Raw genomic sequence first — 17,431 nt, 5'->3', positions numbered from 1 at the left:
CGTCAATATTTGAGGTTGTTGTGTCTAATAAGGTAAAGCTAATTCTACTTTCATCAATATCTAGCGTTTCGTTCATGCTCTTTCACTGGCTAACAAATGTCAGAGAATCGGATACGGTATTTGGTGTTAGTTCCGATTTATCGGGTGGTTTAGTAATGGGCTTTGCTATTGGTGTGATGCTGGTTACATTAAGCACACTTAAGTTAAACAAATATTGAGTGTTTTTTGGAAACAAATGTTTAAACTCTTTTGACTCTTTGCTTCGAGATAAACAAAAAGTTGGCGACAAAGTCAGTAGCCAAATAATGTGATTTTTCTCATTATTTCATGAGCTCCTTATTGGATCCTACACACTTACCCTGCCTATAAAAAATCTCAAATTCAAAGCTATGCTTAGATTGAAATAAATCTCAAATCAGTATGATGTGTTCTTTTTGTGGTTAATGGCTATTACAATGAATAATCACGTTCTACTTTAGCAATACGCGTTGTAAACGCACTGTACCATTTATCTTTGCCGAGCTGTTGGGCATTTAAGTGCTCTACGTTTTGTTTCCAGGCTTTTATCGCATCTAAGCTTTGCCAATACGACACCGTAATACCCAAACCATCACGAACAGACTCCATGCCTAAATACCCAGTTTGTTGCTCTGCAAGCTCTACCATTCTATTTGCCATTTCAACATAACCATCGGTATCGTCAGATAAGGTATTCGTAAAAATTACGGCGTAATAAGGGGGTTTTGGTGTATTCGCTATCATGGCTGTTACTTCCCCCTACTTGGTTCAAAACCATCATAACATGGAATTTTTTCGTCAAATGTATCCCAATTTGCTTTAGAGCTTACAAAGTTATGGCTGATCGGGCGCTCATTTATATCGCTATCTAATAAACCTAAGCGAATACGTAAGCGGCTTGGGTCATCTTTATTCTCGCTATAAATAGGTGAGCCACAACAGCTACAAAAATAACGAATTCTGCCGGGTTTAAATTCAAACGCGTTTAGATGCTGCTTACCTTCTGTAAGGTTAAAACCATCTCGTTGAATAAAGCCATTGGTTGCGTAGGCTGTGCCTGAGTTTTTACGACATAAGGAGCAATGACAATGAATAATTGAGTCTATACCACCAGCAATAGCTACTTTTACTTCGCCGCATAAACAACTTCCTTGATACATAGTCCCTCTCAGGTTTAAAGATTAATAACCGCGATGCTTCCAAAATTCAGTGGCAGTGCCTTCGGCTTCCTTTAATAAGTTAAAGGATTTATCAGCAATTATATGGCCATTTAACTCAATAGTCATGCGCCAAATACCTACTTTATTGTCAACAGGTGCCCATATCGTATCACCTAAATAAAACTGCCAATCGTTTGTTTTAACGTACTGTTCGCCCTCAAACGGTGGCATGATCTCGCCATCTTCATCCGGAATATCTGGGTGGTAAACGCAAAATTTAATTTTTTGTCCTTTGGCCTTTTTAATGTTAACTATAAAGCCAAATTCAATATCTAACTGTGCAGGAACGTCTGTTGTAAATTCGGTGATTTGTGGCAGGTCTTTTTCTTTTGCATCCCAATGACTGTAAATACCGTAACTTTCAATACTGGTAATTGGTTTGGCCTTTGCCATAGTTGCTGGCGCTCCTTTGTAAAAATGAGGCGCTATTTTATAGTAGCAACCCTAGCAGAACAAGATTGTACTATTATAGTAATTAGCTAACGTATTTTACCCAGTGAGTGTCACGTTGTTGAAAGCCACATTTAGTTAAAAGTTTAATACTTGCGCTATTATTTGGGTTAACTAAAGCTAACACACTGTTTAGCGGAGCAGGTACAAAGGTCGTCAGTTTTTCAAATAGCATATCTAGTACCTTTTGCATTATTCCTTTGCCAAAGTATTGTGACGACAACTCAAATCCCAACATGCCCTGCCCGTCAATTATGTTAAATATGCCTACGCTGCCAATAACCTGCCCACTACTTCGTAAAATAATAACTAAACGAATGCCTTGTTGATTATAAAAACGTTCTATGTCGCCTTGAATAAAGTCATACACGTCACCTTTCGTTATATCAGCATCGTAATCGTTAAATGTTTGCACTTGGGGATCTTTTAAAATATCCCATATCGCTTGACAATCTCTATGACGAATTGGGCGTAAGTCAAAGGCTAAGTCATCGTGGCTAGACACGTTAATTTCTTCTTTTTGCTTTATGAGCTGGCATTATTGTCTTACTATAAACGCAATTTCAAGCAATTAGATTAAGTTCGATGAGTGAAGAATTTAAAGTAATTCAACCTACCACTACAGTTTACTGTAAAGAGCGCGGTGAAGGCTGGACCTTAACAGGGATCACCAGTATTGATGAACATACTTCTGTGATGTTTGATGGTGTAAGGTATACCTTACCGGCCCGTGAAATTGTTGAGGTATTGTTGCCACAACAACTCGAGCGTGAGAAAAACCAATAATAAAAAAGCCAGCATCAGCTGGCTTTTTCGTGTTTAAGATTAACGTAATGCGTTAATACGCTCATCAAGTGGTGGGTGTGATGAGAATAATTCAGCAACACCTTTACCGCTTGCAATACCAAATGCCATCATTGAACCTTCTAGTTGTGATGGGTGGTTTTGTTTTAAACGCTCAAGGGCGCTACGCATTTTATCTGCACCTACTAGTTTAGCTGCACCAGCATCCGCAGAGAATTCGCGTTTACGGCTATAGTAAGCAACAATCACACTTGCTAGAACACCAAATAACATTTGGAAAATCATATCGAACAAGAAGTATGTCCAGCTACTACCGCCCTCTTCTTCATCACTATTAAGGAAGTTATCAACAATACCTGCTAATACTTTCGCCATAAAGATAACAAAGGTATTCACTACACCTTGAATAAGGGTCAGCGTTACCATGTCACCATTTGCAATGTGTGACACCTCATGAGCCAATACCGCCTCAGCTTGATCTTGGTTCATGTTGTGTAATAAACCTGTGCTCACAGCCACCAGCGAATTGTTCTTGCTTGGGCCGGTCGCAAATGCGTTCATTTCAGGACTATCGTAAATAGCCACTTCTGGCATTGCGATACCTGCTTTTTTCGCTTGCGCAGCTACCGTCGAAACTAACCATTGTTCTGTTTCAGAACGAGGCTGTTCAATAACATGTGCACCGGTTGATTTTTTTGCCATCCATTTCGACATAAATAACGAAATAAACGAGCCACCAAAACCAAACACCGTTGAGATAACTAAAATGCCGCCTAAACTGCGATGGCTAATACCCAGTACGCTCATCACAATAGACAACACAATACCTAACACTAGCATTACCGCTAAGTTAGTCAGTAGAAACAAAAATACACGCTTCATAAAAACCTCAGAATAAACATACCAATTGTATTAACTAACGACATGGTTAAAAATCGTTAGTTAATAAAATTATCTGGGTGTTCTACCAACTCAGTTTAGGGCTTATGCAATTGGTTGCAAGGAACTAATTGCAACCAATTGTGACAGAGTATGTCAAAAGTAACAACTCAATTATTATGGGTTGATAGATAAAATTTCAAGTAAGGTTTTGTAAATTTTTAATTTAGGGGTGCCGTCTGTATATGGACTAATCGCTAAAAGCGGGAAAGGTAATGCTGATTTTAGTGTTTCTAAATTGGCGTCTTGTTCACGCATGTTTGGGTCTACATGATTTGCGATCCAACCTACACAATTTACACCGAGCGCTTTAAAGTGAGCCGCTGTCAATAGTGCGTGATTAAGGCAACCAAGCTTCATGCCTACTACTAGCACAACATTAAGGTTTTGTGACTTAACCCAATCGCTGAGTAAATCGGTTTCGTTTATAGGTAAACACCAACCGCCTGCACCTTCTGTAAGAATATAATCGGTATTGAGTGCTTTTACATTTGCATAAGCAGTATCTAGCTTATCAAATGTCAGTCTGTCACCTACTTGGGCAGCTGCAATATGCGGTGCAATGGGTGGCTCATAGGTAAAGGGGTTAACTATGTTATATTTAACCCCAATTGATGAGCTTTCCATTAAGGTTAATGCATCATCATTCACTAGCTGACCAAATGCTTCTTCTGCACCTGCTGCAATGGGTTTAAAACCTACTGCACGCTGTTTATGTTGCGCTAGTAAATTTAATAATAAACTGGTGACATGGGTTTTTCCGGCATCGGTGTCTGTACCCGTGATAAAAAATTCTTTCATTTTTGAGTTAATTCTATTTTTCTAGTTCTAAAAGGACAACTTGATAGCTCACTCTAGCATGCCCATCAACCAGAGGGTAAGCCTTACAAACACTATTAAGTGCCTGCCTTGTTAATAACCCTTGGCGTTTTTGCTTAGTTTGCAATGATGTAGCACCAATTGCTTTTATTGAACGCAGTGCTTCTAATGGAGAGTTATAGGCATCTATATAACATCTATCAGCTGCAAAGTTCAGTTTAAACCCCGCCAATTTTGCATACTCAATAATATGACTAGCACAATGAAACTGATTAATATGGTTTTGCTCGTCTAAACAAGCAAAAGCCTGTTTGATTTCTGTAAGGGATCCATCTACAACACAGCTTAAATAAACCTTACCGCCTGCTTTTAGGGAGTAAAAAAGACTTTTAAGTAGCCCTTTTAAATCAGCAGACCATTGCATTGCAAAATTACTAAACACACAATCTAGCGAATTTTGCTGTAATGGTAGGTTATCCATATCAGCACACACTTTTAAACAATGCGGGTTTTGCTCTGTGCTTAACATGGAATGACTTAAATCCATTGCTAATACAGTATCAAAATGTGTTTTAAGCAATGCCGTGTTAACTAAAGGCCCAGCCCCTAAATCAAGGCAAGTACCCTGCTGATGTTTACTTGCCATCATTTTAAATAAGTGCGCAGCCGCTTGTTTTTGTACATTAGCATGGCTTGTGTAATTTGCAGCTGCTTTAGAGAACTTTGTTTGTGTTGTTAGCTTATTACTGTGTTGAAAGCTTAAAGGCGCTTGCAGTTGAACACTCATAAACACTCCACTAGCGAATCAACAAGCTGTTTTATATCGTCAGGGTGATGCGCGCTACTTATTGTGACTCTAAGTCGTGCCGTATTAAAAGGCACCGTGGGCGGTCTAATAGCAGTTAACCAAACGCCTTTATCTTTAAGCTTATTAGCAACGGCAAGCGTGTGTTCTGCATCGCCCAATACCAAAGGTTGTATAGCCGTTGATGATTCCATTAATGCTAAGTTATGCTCTTTGGCAAGTGCTCTAAAGTAGGCAATATTCTCTGTAAGCTGAGCGCGTCTCTTATCCGCTTTTAATAACTTTTCGAGTCGTTCAAGAGTACAACTTGCCATCAGTGGTGACATCGCCGTTGAATAAATGTATTCGCGATTAAACTGCAGCATGTAATCTATCATTTGCTTTGATGCAAGCAAGCAAGCACCACTACTTGCTAGTGCCTTGCCAAAGGTGATAATCAGTAAATCAGGCTTGATTGACTCACAACTGCCTAAACCTTGCTCGCCCAATACTCCAAAGCCATGGGCATCGTCAATCATCAGCCACGCGTTATATTGTTTAGCGAGTTTACAGAGTGCTTCAATGGGTGCTTGATCGCCATCCATCGAAAACACCCCTTCACTTACTATGAGCTTATGCTTGACTTTTGACTTTTGTAACCGAGATTCTAAATGCTTAAGGTCGTTATGATTAAAGCGCACCATGGCAGCGGCAGAATGGAGGCCGCCATCAATTAGGCTGGCATGATTAAGCTTATCTTGAAAAATTGCCGATGATTGCGCCACGGTTTTATCTTGAAACAATGCTTTTAATACGCTGCTATTGGCACTAAACCCGCTGTTAAATAACATGGCGCTTTCATAGCCTAATAACTCGCATAAACGCTGCTCAAGCTGTTGTTGTGGTTTATTATAACCATTCACTAATGCTGAACTGTGGCTACCTAGTTGCTGCGCTTGTATTTCAATAAAATCATCAGCAAAGCCAAGGTAGTCATTACTGGCAAAATTTAAATACTGTTTACCTGCAACCTGAATAAAGCGCCCGCTTGATTGCTCAACAAGTTGGCGCTTTCTCAGTAATGCATCTGCTTGTCGGTCAACAAGATGCTCGGCAATAAAATCAAAAGCCATTTAAATATTACGCTTCGTAAAATAGTTCTGATGTTGCTTTATCAGCAACTTTTGATGAAAGTGATGCTGCAACCGCTTCATCAGAATAATCTTCACGTGTTTCTGGGTTCATGCCTAATTTTTTAATCAGCATCATGTCTGCGTCTGCTTCAGGGTTTTCTGTAGTCAGTAGTTTATCACCGTAGAAAATTGAATTAGCACCGGCAAAGAAACACATAGATTGCATTTGTTCATTCATCCCCGTACGACCAGCTGATAAACGAACATAGCTTTTCGGCATCATTATACGTGCAACAGCAATGGTACGAATAAACTCAAAGTGGTCTAAGTCTTCGACATCTTCAAGTGGCGTGCCTTTAACCTTAACCAACATATTAATTGGCACACTCTCTGGCTGCTGCGGCAAATTAGCTAATTGCATTAATAAACCAAAACGGTCAGCAGCCTGCTCGCCCATACCTACAATACCGCCAGAGCACACTTTCATACCGGCATCACGCACGTTATCGATAGTGTTTAAACGGTCTTGGTAAGTACGGGTTGTAATGATCTGCTGGTAATACTCAGGTGATGTATCTAAGTTATGGTTGTAATAATCAAGGCCCGCGTCTTTTAATGCATGGGCTTTTTCGTTATCTAGCATGCCAAGGGTCATACAGGTTTCAAGGCCTAGCTCTTTAACCTCTTTTACCATTTTTGAAATATAAGGCATGTCACGTTCTTTCGGATCAGACCACGCAGCCCCCATACAAAAACGGGTTGCGCCTTTTTCTTTGGCAACACGCGCTTGCTCAACCACTTTTTCTACTTCCATAAGGCGTTCACGGTCTAAGTCTGTTTTATAATGACCTGACTGAGGACAATATTTGCAATCTTCTGGGCAAGCACCGGTTTTAATCGATAACAAAGTAGAAATTTGTACTTCATTTGGGTTGAAGTTTTCACGATGCACACTGGCCGCTTTAAATAACAAATCATTGAACGGCATTTCGAATAATGCTTTTACTTCTTGGTGAGTCCAATCGTGACGGACAACTGCGTGCTCCATAATAGTCTCTTTTTTTAAATTATTGGGACGGTTTGATTGGCTTAGTCTACGACTTGACGTAACATTGTCAACTAATCGAAGTGATATAAAGTTTACATATGATTAATAAACAACCAATAGATTTAGATTTTGATCGTGAGCATATTTGGCACCCTTATACTTCTATGACTCAGCCCCTTCCCGTTTACTCAGTCAGTCATGCCAATGCAAATCGTATTTTCTTAGAAACAGGCGAAAGCCTAATAGATGGTATGGCCTCTTGGTGGAGTGCGATTCATGGTTACTGCCACCCTGTTTTAAATGAGGCAATCACTAAACAGGTTAGTAAAATGAGCCATGTCATGTTTGGTGGTTTAACTCATGAGCCTGCTGTTGAGCTGTGTAAAAAGCTAGTCAGTATCACACCTGAGTCACTCGATAAGGTGTTCTTAGCCGACAGTGGATCTGTGAGTGTTGAAGTTGCAATAAAAATGGCCTTGCAGTACTGGCTCAGCCAAGGTTATACCAGCAAACAAAAGTTAATGACGCCGCTTAAGGGCTACCATGGCGATACCTTTGCAGCCATGAGCGTTTGCGATCCGGTTAATTCAATGCACAGCATGTACTCAGGGTTTTTACCTGAACATGTTTTTGTACCTGCGCCGAGTGCTAAATTTAATGGTGAATTTAGCCCTGCAGAAGCTGATACGCTTGAAAGCTACTTTGCAGCTCACCACCAAGATGTTGCGGCATTTATCATTGAACCCATTGTACAAAATGCTGGGGGAATGAATTTTTACCACCCTGATTACTTAAAACACTTACGCATTCTGTGTGATAAGTATGATGTTTTACTTATTTGTGATGAAATCGCTACAGGCTTTGGCCGCACCGGCACCTTGTTTGCTGTTGAGCACGCCAACATTGAGCCGGATATTTTATGTATTGGCAAAGCATTAACGGGCGGCATGATGACACTCTCAGCGACATTAACCACCAGCAAAGTAGCTATTGGCATTAGTGAGGGTGAAGCCGGCGTATTAATGCATGGCCCAACCTTTATGGGTAACCCGCTTGCCTGTGCTACTGCCTGCGCAAGTATTGATTTACTGTTAGAGCAACCGTGGCAAGAACAAATAGAACATATAAATGATGTACTAACTACCCAGCTTGCAAAGTGTAAGCAGCTCGATGAAGTCGTCGATGTGCGAACATTGGGGGCAATTGGTGTTGTTGAGCTTAATAGAAGTGTAGATGTAGCAAAAATTCAACGCTTTTTTATAGAGCAAGGTGTGTGGATACGCCCGTTTGGCAAGTTAATTTATTTGATGCCGCCTTACATAAGCGACGAACAAAGCTTAACTAAGTTGTGTAACGCTATTTATGCAGCCATAGAACAACAGGCGTATTAGGGCGTGTTGACCCTTTGTGATTAATTTTGCAGCAGTGTGTTTGGTATTTAGGCAAGACAGAGCCTATGTAGTGTGGTTGTTCCACATAAATAGGCGATAACGCAGCATCAATGCCAAACACGCGCTGCCCTTCGGGTTCTTCCTAGGGGCGATTAACTCTTTGTTGCTCGATTTTTACTTAGCCCACTAGGTTACAAATCTCGCGCCGCGATTAAATCGCCCCTAGAGTGAACAAATTTTAATCCACAAAGGTCAACACGCCCTCTAGACATAAAAAAGGAAGCTGATGCTTCCTTTTCCTTTAAACTTTACCATTCAAACATATATGCCATTTTACTGATCATTCGAAGCGGTACTTTATGTTCACAGCGCTTGGCGTAAAGATGCTGCAGCGATTTATCTTTAATTTCACCAACGATCACTTCTTTTACTTGATAACCCAGTGCGGTAGCCGCTTGTGCGTAGGCGATAAATTCCCACTTTTTAATATTAGTGTTATCAACAATTACTAACGGGATTTCTTCTGCTAAGGCATTAATAAAGCGTGCAAGGTTTAGATTGTGATACTCAGATAACTTGTACTTATCAAATTGATACACACCTTCGCTATTGTAAAAATAATCATCTGTTGCGCACACGACATAATCACTTTCATTACCAGCTACCAACTCATCAGCAAGGCTTTGTGCGTAATATGATTTACCTGAGCCTGGTAAGCCGCGAAGAATAAAAACTTGTTTCATAGCACCTGTTATACAATTTAATTAAAGACTAAAGGACAGTTATCCTATTGAGAATTGTTAATAATGCCACAAAATAACCAATTAGCGCAGCGAGAATTTAAATAAACGCAAATTTTACGCAAAATATTGCTGCTATTTTACTCAATTGAAGAAAAACTACTAAAGAGTACGCCTCAATAGTTTTTTTATTTGATTTACGAGGGTAAGATAGTCGATTCAAGTGCAATGCACAGCATTATTATATTAGGCAACTTATATCATTGGAGTGAAGATGAGCCATTTAGCGATTTCAGAGCTATTAAAAGGCAAGGTTGCGGTAGACAGCCAAGTAACAGTAAAAGGCTGGATCCGTACACGCCGCGATTCAAAAGCAGGAATTTCATTTTTAGCCGTTCATGACGGTTCGTGTTTTGATCCTATTCAAGCGGTAGTACCTAATTCACTCAATAATTATGATGAAGTAACACGTTTAACTGCCGGTTGTTCTGTATCTGTAACAGGTGTTCTTGTGCCTTCTGCAGGTCAAGGTCAGTCTTTCGAAATTCAAGCTAACTCTGTAGAAGTATTAGGTTGGGTTGAGAACCCAGACACCTACCCTATGTCTGCGAAACGTCACAGCATTGAATATTTACGTGAGCACGCACACCTTCGCCCTCGTACTAACATCATGGGCGCGGTAACCCGTGTACGTAACTGTTTAGCACAAGCGATTCACCGTTTTTATCACGAGCAAGGCTACTACTGGATCAGCACACCGATCATCACTGCAAGTGACTGTGAAGGTGCCGGTGAAATGTTCCGTGTATCTACTTTAGATATGCAAAACTTACCACGCACAGATAAAGGCGACATCGATTACAGTGAGGATTTCTTCGGTAAAGAAGCATTCTTAACAGTATCTGGTCAATTAAATGGTGAGACATATGCCTCAGCAATGTCAAAAATCTATACTTTTGGCCCTACTTTCCGTGCTGAGAACTCAAACACATCTCGTCACTTAGCAGAGTTTTGGATGGTTGAACCTGAAGTTGCATTCGCAGATTTAGAAGATATCGCAAAACTTGCTGAAGACATGCTTAAATACGTTTTCAATGCAGTATTAACTGAGCGTCGTGATGATATGGAATTCTTTGCACAACGTGTTGAGAAAACAGCTATCTCTCGTTTAGAAGAGTTCGTAACTAAAGATTTCGCGCAAGTTGATTACACAGATGCTATCGAAATCTTAAAAGCGTGTGGCAAGAAGTTCGAATACCCTGTTGAATGGGGTGTAGATTTACAGTCTGAGCACGAACGTTACCTTGCTGAAGAGCACTTTAATGCGCCAGTAGTTATCAAAAACTACCCGCGTGATATTAAAGCCTTCTACATGCGTCAAAACGAAGACGGCAAAACAGTCGCTGCAATGGACGTAGTTGCACCAGGTATTGGTGAAATCATCGGTGGCTCTCAACGTGAAGAGCGTCTAGATGTACTAGATAAGCGTCTAGAAGAAATGGGCTTAAACAAAGAAGATTACAGCTGGTACCGCGACCTACGTAAATACGGCACTGTACCGCACTCAGGTTTTGGTCTAGGTTTTGAGCGTTTAGTTGCATATGTAACAGGTATGGGTAACGTACGTGACGTTATCGCCTTCCCTCGCACTAAAGGCAGCGCGACATACTAATCAGTATCGCCTAGCAAATAAAAAGCCGCTCTCGAGCGGCTTTTTAGTTTTTCTTTTGTACAGATGTAATATCGACAATTCTATCTCCTTCAAAGGTGATAGATACTAAATACTCACCGCCAATTGAGCCTTTAAGCTTATAAGACCAAGTTTCTACCTTTTGACCTGGCTTTATATTACCGCCTGTATCAATACCTAAACTTTGCACGTCTTTGAGTAAGGGAGTGCCTAATTTATCTAAAACTTCAATTTTGCTCATATCTTTAAGTACAAGATCTCCATCAGATAACCTAAAACTGCTGCCAGCAAAGGCTATTAAAGGACAGAATAAAAAACATAAAAATAAAAGGTTTTTGAACATGGTTCTTGCCTTAAAATAACATTGAAATGTGATTCTGGATTATGAAGTTATAGTTTAATTTTAGAATGTAAAATCCCTTTAGCCAATATCCGAAAGGTTAGATGAAGCAAGCATGAAAACTTCTAAACTATCGGTTTATTGAAAAACGGTTTATGTATAACGTCCTTTCCAGCTCGTGTTTTTAAATTACCATAAAAAAAGCTGCGCACCTAAAAGGTGAACAGCTTTTAACAACCAGAATCGTTATGAATTACAGAGCGCTTTCAAGCTCAGGTAACACATCAAATAAATCAGCAACTAAACCATAGTCAGCGACTTGGAAAATTGGCGCATCAGGGTCTTTGTTGATGGCAACAATCACTTTAGAATCTTTCATACCCGCTAAGTGTTGAATCGCACCACTGATACCTACAGCAATATATAAGTCTGGGGCAACAATTTTACCGGTTTGACCAACCTGCATATCGTTTGGCACAAAACCCGCATCAACAGCAGCGCGTGAAGCACCAATTGCTGCGCCTAGTTTGTCGGCAATACCATTTAATAATGCAAAGTTTTCACCATTTTGCATACCACGACCACCAGAAATAACCACAGGTGCAGCAGTCAGCTCTGGGCGTTCTGATTCAGTTTGTTCTTCTGATACAAACTCACTCAAACCAACAGAGCCTTTACCTGTAACGCTTGTTACAGCTACCGGTGCTTGCTCTGATGCAATATCAAAGCTACTAGCACGAACAGTGATTACTTTTTTGCTATCCAGAGATTTAACTGTGGCAATCGCATTACCTGCATAAATAGGACGCTTAAAGGTATCTGCATCAATCACATCGATGATTTCAGAGATTTGCGCAACATCTAAAAGTGCTGCAACACGTGGCATAAAGTTTTTACCCGTTGTTGTAGCGCTCGCGACAATGTGTGAATAGTTATCTGCTAAAGATAAAACCAGATCCGCTAGGTTTTCAGCAAGCTGATGTGCGTAAGCGGCATCATCAGCAATCAGGACGCTGCTAACACCTGCAATAGATGCTGCTTGCTCACTCATTGCAGCTAAATTTTCGCCGGCAACTAGTAAATCTACATCAAAGCCTAGTTTAACAGCAGCAGTAATCGTTTTATTGGTTTCAGGCTTTAGAACACCTTTATCGTGTTCGGCTATCACTAATGTTTTCATTTAGATCACCTTCGCTTCTGTTTTTAACTTTTCTACCAATGTTGCTACATCTTCTACAATGATGCCGCCACTGCGTTTTTCTGGCTCATTGACTTCTACCAGCTGCACGCGAGGCGCAAGGTCTACACCTAGACTATCAGCAGCAATTACATCAAGTGGTTTACGTTTTGCCTTCATAATGTTTGGCAATGAAGCGTAGCGTGGCTCATTTAAACGTAAGTCTGTGGTTACAATAGCAGGTAGTTTAAGAGCAACTGTTTGTAAGCCACCGTCTACTTCACGCGTTACATTAACGGTACCCGCTTGAACATCAACTTTAGATGCAAAAGTACCTTGGCCACGACCCGTTAAAGCAGCAAGCATTTGACCGGTTTGATTGTTGTCAGAGTCAATCGATTGCTTACCTAAAATAACCAGCTCAGGTGATTCTTGCTCTACAATTTTGCTCAGTAATTTTGCAACATGTAAAGATTCAAGCTTTTCTTCTGTTTCAATATGAATGGCTTTATCAGCACCGAGTGCTAAGGCTGTACGCAATTGCTCTTGAGATGATTTATTACCAATAGTCACAGCAACAACCTCAGTGGCCGTCCCTGCTTCTTTTAAACGAATAGCTTCTTCAATTGCAATTTCACAAAACGGGTTCATCGCCATTTTTACATTAGCTAGATCAACATCCGTTTTATCGGCTTTAACGCGTGCTTTGACGTTGTAGTCAATTACTCTTTTAATTGGAACGAGGACTTTCATCGTGACTCCATCAATTGTGTGTTCTCAAAGTTGACCTAAACGTCAACTTATTTATTTTATGAATTCAGACTACTTCCTGTTGACGTAAACGTCAACCTAAAATAACCTTAAAGTATTCACAGCCTGTAACGTTTCATTTGCAAGTATGAAATAAGGTTCTTTACAGCAGGTCCGTCACCGAGAAGAGGTTTATATGGTCGAACGCGAAACCATGGAATTTGATGTAGTCATTGTAGGCGCAGGCCCAGCAGGTTTATCAACTGCGATTAGATTGGCTCAACAAGCACAAGAAAAACAACAAGAATTAATGATCTGTGTGGTAGAAAAAGGCTCTGAGGTGGGCGCACACATTTTATCGGGTGCGGTTTTTGAAACCAAAGCACTAGATGAGTTATTACCTGATTGGCAGTCATTAGGCGCTCCAGTTACCACTAAAGTAACGCAAGATGATATTTACTGGTTCAATAACAGTGAAAAAGCCACCAGCATCCCCCACTTTGCTAGCCCTAAAACATTCCATAACGACGGCAATTATATTGTCTCTATGGGTAATGTATGTCGCTTTTTAGCAGAGCAAGCGGAAAACTTAGGAGTAGAAATATTCCCTGGCTTTACTGCGCATTCTTTGATTATTGAAGACGAAACAGTAAAAGGCATTATCACTGGCGATATGGGCCTTGATAAAGACGGCAACGAAAAAGATGGTTACATGCCAGGCATGGAGCTTAGAGCTAAATACACAGTATTTGCTGAAGGCTGCCGCGGTCATTTAGGTAAAGAGCTAATTAAACACTTTGCCCTTGATAAAGATGCATCACCACAGCATTACGGTTTAGGGTTCAAAGAAATTTGGCAAATCGACCCAAGTAAACACAAAGAAGGCACAGTCGTACATGGCACAGGCTGGCCGTTAACTGGTGATACCAGTGGTGGTGCGTTTATGTATCACAGCGACAACAATCAAGTTGTGGTGGGCTTAATTGTTGACCTTAACTACTCAAACCCACATCTAAGCCCGTTTGATGAATTCCAACGCATGAAACATCACCCTGTTTTTAAAGATGTTTTAGAAGGCGGTGAACGTATAGCCTATGGCGCAAGAGCTATTGCCAAAGGTGGCCTGCGCTCTTTACCGAAAATGCACTTCCCGGGTGGTTTACTTGTAGGTTGTGATGCAGGCACATTGAACTTTGCCAAGATCAAAGGTAACCACACAGCCATGAAATCGGGCATGGTTGCCGCTGATGTGATAGTAGCAGCTCTTAGCGACGGTAAAGAGAATGCCGATTTAGCCGAATATAAATCAGCTTTTGAACAAAGCTGGGCGTACAAAGAGCTTTATCAATCACGTAACTTTGGCCCTGTTATGCACAAACTCGGTAAGTTCTTAGGTGGTGCTTATAACACCCTAGATCAAAACCTATTTGGTGGCAACTTACCATTTAACTTTGAAGACAACATGCCAGATCATGCCACATTAGTTGCAGCTGATCAGGCCGAAAAAATCGATTACCCGAAAGCAGACGGCAAACTGAGCTTCGATAAACTTTCATCGGTGTTTTTATCAAATACCAATCATGAAGAATCGCAGCCATGCCATTTAAAGCTAAAAGATAACTCGATTCCAATTAAGGTCAATTTACCGCAATTTGATGAGCCAGCACAACGCTACTGCCCTGCGGGTGTTTACGAAGTACAAGAGGTTGAAGGTGAAAAAGAGTTTGTGATCAACTCACAAAACTGTGTGCACTGTAAAACCTGCGACATAAAAGATCCAAGTCAAAACATTACTTGGGTAACACCTGAAGGTGCTGGCGGGCCAAACTACCCTAATATGTAACGCACGTTACTCATTTAATTAAAATTTATCCTAAATTGCAGGGGCTTCGGCCCCTTTTTTAGGCTATGCTGAAAATGTCGTGTTTTATAAAAGTGAGTAAAGTATGCCGTCTTCAAGTGTAACCTTTCGTTTTTTAGCTGAACCTACTGATGTCAATTTTGGCGGTAAGGTTCATGGTGGTGTGGTAATGAAGTGGATTGACCAAGCTGGTTACGCCTGTGCTGCAGGTTGGAGCGGTCACTACTGCGTAACTGTTTCTGTTGCGGGTGTAAAGTTTCAGCGCCCTATTTTGGTTGGCCAAATAGTCGAAGTGAAAGCTAGTATCGCCCACACAGGTAAAACCAGTATGCAAATCTTTATTCAAGTACGCTGCGGCGACCCTAAAACCCAAAACTTAGTTGAAACCAACCATTGTGTTATTAGTTTTATTGCTATGGATGAAGCAGGCTACCCAATCGAAGTCCCTTCATATACAGCCGTAACTGACGAAGAAAAGAAAATCGAAAACTATGCGATTAAAATGAAAGAGATCGCGATAGAAACAGAAACCCTTTTACAAAAAGCCTAAAAGCTTAAAGCAACAAAAAAATTATAAACCGTACCTAGTAACTTCTACAGAGCACCCTGAAATTGTTACGACTGCCAAACTGAATGCCTGATTACAGTTTCAACAAACTGCACAAAAACCCGCTAAACAAAGCCTAAAAACAATACTTTAGGCTTTGTTTTAAGCTTGGCATTGCCGTTGCAATACTCCTTGTGAATGACGCGAAACATTCGTTTATTTATTTTATAAAGGAGCTATTAAATGATTAAAGCAATTTCACTTTCTGCACTTTCTTTAGCACTACTAGGTTTTAATAATGCTGCACATGCAGATATTACCGAAATGGATTCTCCGCGTATTTATACCGGTATCGGCTACGGCCAATATTCTTTTGAGTTTGAAGACAGTGAAAATGACACTGACTTTGATGACGATTCACAAATGCTGAAAGGTTATATTGGTACTCAGTTTAACAAGTACTTAAGCCTTGAACTGGCCTACCAAAATTTTGATGAAGTAAGCGATATCGATTCTAAAGCTGAAATTGACGGTGTTTCACTAGCAGCACGCTTAGCAGCACCAATTACAGATAGCTTTTCTGTTTATGCCAAAGGTGGTTGGCTAGAGTGGGATGCTGAAATTGAGCAAGACCTAGGCGAGCTTGGCAGTATCAGTGCTGACTCAGACGGTGGTGATGTATTTTATGGTGCAGGTGTAGAATATGCTTTCACAACAAACATGCAAGTACGTTTTGAGTATGAGCGCTATAAATTGGAAGATGATATTGACCCTGATATGGATGTAGCGTCTGTATCATTCCAATACATGTTTTAATTTAGACTGTATAGTCTAAATATTTAAAAGGCAGTCTCGACTGCCTTTTTTGTGTTTGCATGTAATGCATGTAAAATGTCGGCAGATTTTCATAACGACATTGCACAATGAGCGAATACCAATTAACTGCCGTCGGCCATATTCAATCTCCTTATAAACAAAAGTTTGCCATACCTCGCCAACCTCGTTTAGTTCCTGAAGCTAAAGCAAAGCTGGTATTCAGCAGCGATTTTAATCGTGAAGAGTTTGTACGCGGCCTCGATGAATTTAGCCATATTTGGTTACTATTCAGATTTCATGAAACCGCAGATAAAGGCTATTCAGCAATGGTGAGACCCCCTCGCCTAGGCGGTAATGAACGTAAAGGTGTATTTGCAACACGTGCAACCTTTCGCCCAAATGCAATTGGCATGAGTGCCGTAAAATTAGAGGGTATCGAATATAAAAATGGTCAGTTAAGCTTATTGCTTTCAGGTATCGATTTACTCGATGGCACACCTATTTTAGACATTAAGCCATATTTGCCCTACTCAGACGCAATGACCGATGCCACCGCAGGCTTTGCCGATACCCGACCAGAAACCGATATGAGCGTTGAGTTTAGTGAAGAAGCCCTGGCGTTTATCGAAAAACAGACCGAACAACCTGAATTAAAAGCGTTTATCACCAATGTATTAAAGCAAGATCCTCGCCCAGCCTATAAAAAGCAACGTGACTCAGAACAAAGCTACGGCATGACCTTATATGATTTTAATATTAGATGGCATGTTCAGGACAATCATAATACAGTGACCAGCATTGAAAAATGCTAGTTTTTAGCATATAGCGCTTTAGTGTCAGTGCTTCCACTGGTAAACTTAGCGCCTTGTTATTACTCAAACGTCTTGAGTAAACTATAATAATT

21 protein-coding genes are annotated in these 17,431 nt (G+C 40.5%); 8 read left to right on the top strand and 13 right to left on the bottom strand.

The features are described from left to right. The first annotated feature begins 74 nt into the window (after positions 1-74). The gene (locus tag NFU46_RS01660; protein ID WP_158685574.1) at positions 75-218 is read left to right on the top strand and encodes a hypothetical protein; all 144 of its coding nucleotides are present in this window, start codon (positions 75-77) and stop codon (positions 216-218) included. 232 nt (positions 219-450) lie between these two features. On the opposite strand, the gene NFU46_RS01655 is transcribed toward NFU46_RS01660, so the two are convergent. The 4 genes from NFU46_RS01655 to NFU46_RS01640 form a co-directional block, all read right to left on the bottom strand. Next, positions 451-762 carry an antibiotic biosynthesis monooxygenase gene (locus NFU46_RS01655; protein ID WP_251599085.1) on the bottom strand — a complete coding sequence of 104 codons (312 nt, stop codon included), beginning with the start codon at positions 760-762 and terminating at the stop codon, positions 451-453. A gap of 5 nt (positions 763-767) precedes the next feature. After that, positions 768-1,178, bottom strand: a complete 411-nt coding sequence (locus tag NFU46_RS01650; RefSeq protein WP_251599082.1) for a GFA family protein — start codon at positions 1,176-1,178, stop codon at positions 768-770. Positions 1,179-1,199: 21 nt separating this feature from the next. Beyond that, positions 1,200-1,631: a DUF3859 domain-containing protein gene (locus NFU46_RS01645; RefSeq protein WP_054553896.1), complete on the bottom strand. Its 432-nt coding sequence runs from the start codon at positions 1,629-1,631 to the stop codon at positions 1,200-1,202. An 82-nt stretch (positions 1,632-1,713) separates the two neighbouring features. Continuing rightward, positions 1,714-2,193: a GNAT family N-acetyltransferase gene (locus NFU46_RS01640; RefSeq protein ID WP_251599079.1), complete on the bottom strand. Its 480-nt coding sequence runs from the start codon at positions 2,191-2,193 to the stop codon at positions 1,714-1,716. An 80-nt stretch (positions 2,194-2,273) separates the two neighbouring features. On the opposite strand from NFU46_RS01640, the gene NFU46_RS01635 reads away from it, so the two are divergent. After that, the gene (locus NFU46_RS01635) at positions 2,274-2,474 is read left to right on the top strand and encodes a hypothetical protein (RefSeq protein WP_054553898.1); all 201 of its coding nucleotides are present in this window, start codon (positions 2,274-2,276) and stop codon (positions 2,472-2,474) included. A 39-nt stretch (positions 2,475-2,513) separates the two neighbouring features. Here NFU46_RS01635 and htpX read toward each other — a convergent pair whose 3' ends face one another. The 5 genes from htpX to bioB form a co-directional block, all read right to left on the bottom strand. Beyond that, the gene (gene htpX, locus NFU46_RS01630; RefSeq protein WP_054561446.1) at positions 2,514-3,374 is read right to left on the bottom strand and encodes a protease HtpX; all 861 of its coding nucleotides are present in this window, start codon (positions 3,372-3,374) and stop codon (positions 2,514-2,516) included. 174 nt (positions 3,375-3,548) lie between these two features. Continuing rightward, positions 3,549-4,232 (bottom strand): dethiobiotin synthase, encoded by a 684-nt coding sequence (bioD, locus tag NFU46_RS01625; protein ID WP_251599076.1) that lies wholly within the window; start codon positions 4,230-4,232, stop codon positions 3,549-3,551. 13 nt (positions 4,233-4,245) lie between these two features. Continuing rightward, positions 4,246-5,037, bottom strand: a complete 792-nt coding sequence (locus tag NFU46_RS01620; RefSeq protein WP_251599073.1) for a methyltransferase domain-containing protein — start codon at positions 5,035-5,037, stop codon at positions 4,246-4,248. Beyond that, positions 5,034-6,167, bottom strand: coding sequence for an 8-amino-7-oxononanoate synthase (locus NFU46_RS01615; protein WP_251599071.1), 1,134 nt, complete (start codon positions 6,165-6,167; stop codon positions 5,034-5,036). The genes NFU46_RS01620 and NFU46_RS01615 overlap by 4 nt, the downstream gene beginning before the upstream one ends. A 7-nt stretch (positions 6,168-6,174) precedes the next feature. Next, positions 6,175-7,215, bottom strand: coding sequence for a biotin synthase BioB (gene bioB / locus NFU46_RS01610; RefSeq protein ID WP_251599069.1), 1,041 nt, complete (start codon positions 7,213-7,215; stop codon positions 6,175-6,177). Between the two features lie 98 nt (positions 7,216-7,313). Here bioB and bioA point away from each other — a divergent pair, with 98 nt between their 5' ends. Beyond that, on the top strand, positions 7,314-8,606 hold the full coding sequence (gene bioA / locus NFU46_RS01605) for an adenosylmethionine--8-amino-7-oxononanoate transaminase (protein WP_251599066.1): 1,293 nt from the start codon (positions 7,314-7,316) through the stop codon (positions 8,604-8,606). A gap of 308 nt (positions 8,607-8,914) precedes the next feature. On the opposite strand, the gene NFU46_RS01600 is transcribed toward bioA, so the two are convergent. Further along, the gene (locus tag NFU46_RS01600) at positions 8,915-9,349 is read right to left on the bottom strand and encodes an ATP-binding protein (protein WP_054561441.1); all 435 of its coding nucleotides are present in this window, start codon (positions 9,347-9,349) and stop codon (positions 8,915-8,917) included. A gap of 271 nt (positions 9,350-9,620) precedes the next feature. Between NFU46_RS01600 and asnS the strand changes: the two genes are divergently transcribed. Further along, a complete protein-coding gene (gene asnS / locus NFU46_RS01595) occupies positions 9,621-11,018 on the top strand; it encodes an asparagine--tRNA ligase (protein WP_054553906.1) in 1,398 nt (465 codons plus the stop codon). 43 nt (positions 11,019-11,061) lie between these two features. On the opposite strand, the gene NFU46_RS01590 is transcribed toward asnS, so the two are convergent. The 3 genes from NFU46_RS01590 to NFU46_RS01580 all read right to left on the bottom strand — a co-directional run bounded on the left by NFU46_RS01590 (position 11,062) and on the right by NFU46_RS01580 (position 13,306). After that, on the bottom strand, positions 11,062-11,379 hold the full coding sequence (locus tag NFU46_RS01590; RefSeq protein WP_251599050.1) for a DUF2845 domain-containing protein: 318 nt from the start codon (positions 11,377-11,379) through the stop codon (positions 11,062-11,064). A gap of 250 nt (positions 11,380-11,629) precedes the next feature. Then, positions 11,630-12,556 (bottom strand): electron transfer flavoprotein subunit alpha/FixB family protein, encoded by a 927-nt coding sequence (locus NFU46_RS01585; protein ID WP_251599047.1) that lies wholly within the window; start codon positions 12,554-12,556, stop codon positions 11,630-11,632. Continuing rightward, complete coding sequence (locus NFU46_RS01580) at positions 12,557-13,306, bottom strand: electron transfer flavoprotein subunit beta/FixA family protein (RefSeq protein ID WP_063705098.1); 750 nt, start codon at positions 13,304-13,306, stop codon at positions 12,557-12,559. It lies immediately after the preceding gene. 193 nt (positions 13,307-13,499) lie between these two features. On the opposite strand from NFU46_RS01580, the gene NFU46_RS01575 reads away from it, so the two are divergent. The 4 genes from NFU46_RS01575 to tsaA all read left to right on the top strand — a co-directional run bounded on the left by NFU46_RS01575 (position 13,500) and on the right by tsaA (position 17,339). After that, on the top strand, positions 13,500-15,146 hold the full coding sequence (locus tag NFU46_RS01575; RefSeq protein ID WP_251599031.1) for an electron transfer flavoprotein-ubiquinone oxidoreductase: 1,647 nt from the start codon (positions 13,500-13,502) through the stop codon (positions 15,144-15,146). A 103-nt stretch (positions 15,147-15,249) separates the two neighbouring features. Beyond that, on the top strand, positions 15,250-15,714 hold the full coding sequence (locus tag NFU46_RS01570; protein WP_054561436.1) for an acyl-CoA thioesterase: 465 nt from the start codon (positions 15,250-15,252) through the stop codon (positions 15,712-15,714). Positions 15,715-15,954: 240 nt separating this feature from the next. After that, positions 15,955-16,527, top strand: coding sequence for an outer membrane beta-barrel protein (locus NFU46_RS01565; protein ID WP_175078289.1), 573 nt, complete (start codon positions 15,955-15,957; stop codon positions 16,525-16,527). Positions 16,528-16,634: 107 nt separating this feature from the next. Next, entirely contained in the window at positions 16,635-17,339 is a 705-nt protein-coding gene (tsaA, locus tag NFU46_RS01560) for a tRNA (N6-threonylcarbamoyladenosine(37)-N6)-methyltransferase TrmO (RefSeq protein ID WP_175081910.1), read from the top strand. Positions 17,340-17,431 lie beyond the last annotated feature (92 nt).

The sequence above is a fragment of the Pseudoalteromonas sp. NCCP-2140 genome, assembly GCF_023708065.1.
Taxonomy (GTDB): Bacteria; Pseudomonadota; Gammaproteobacteria; order Enterobacterales; family Alteromonadaceae; genus Pseudoalteromonas.
The sequence above is the reverse complement of the archived record's forward strand: the minus strand, read 5'-3'. Positions and strand labels throughout refer to the sequence as shown.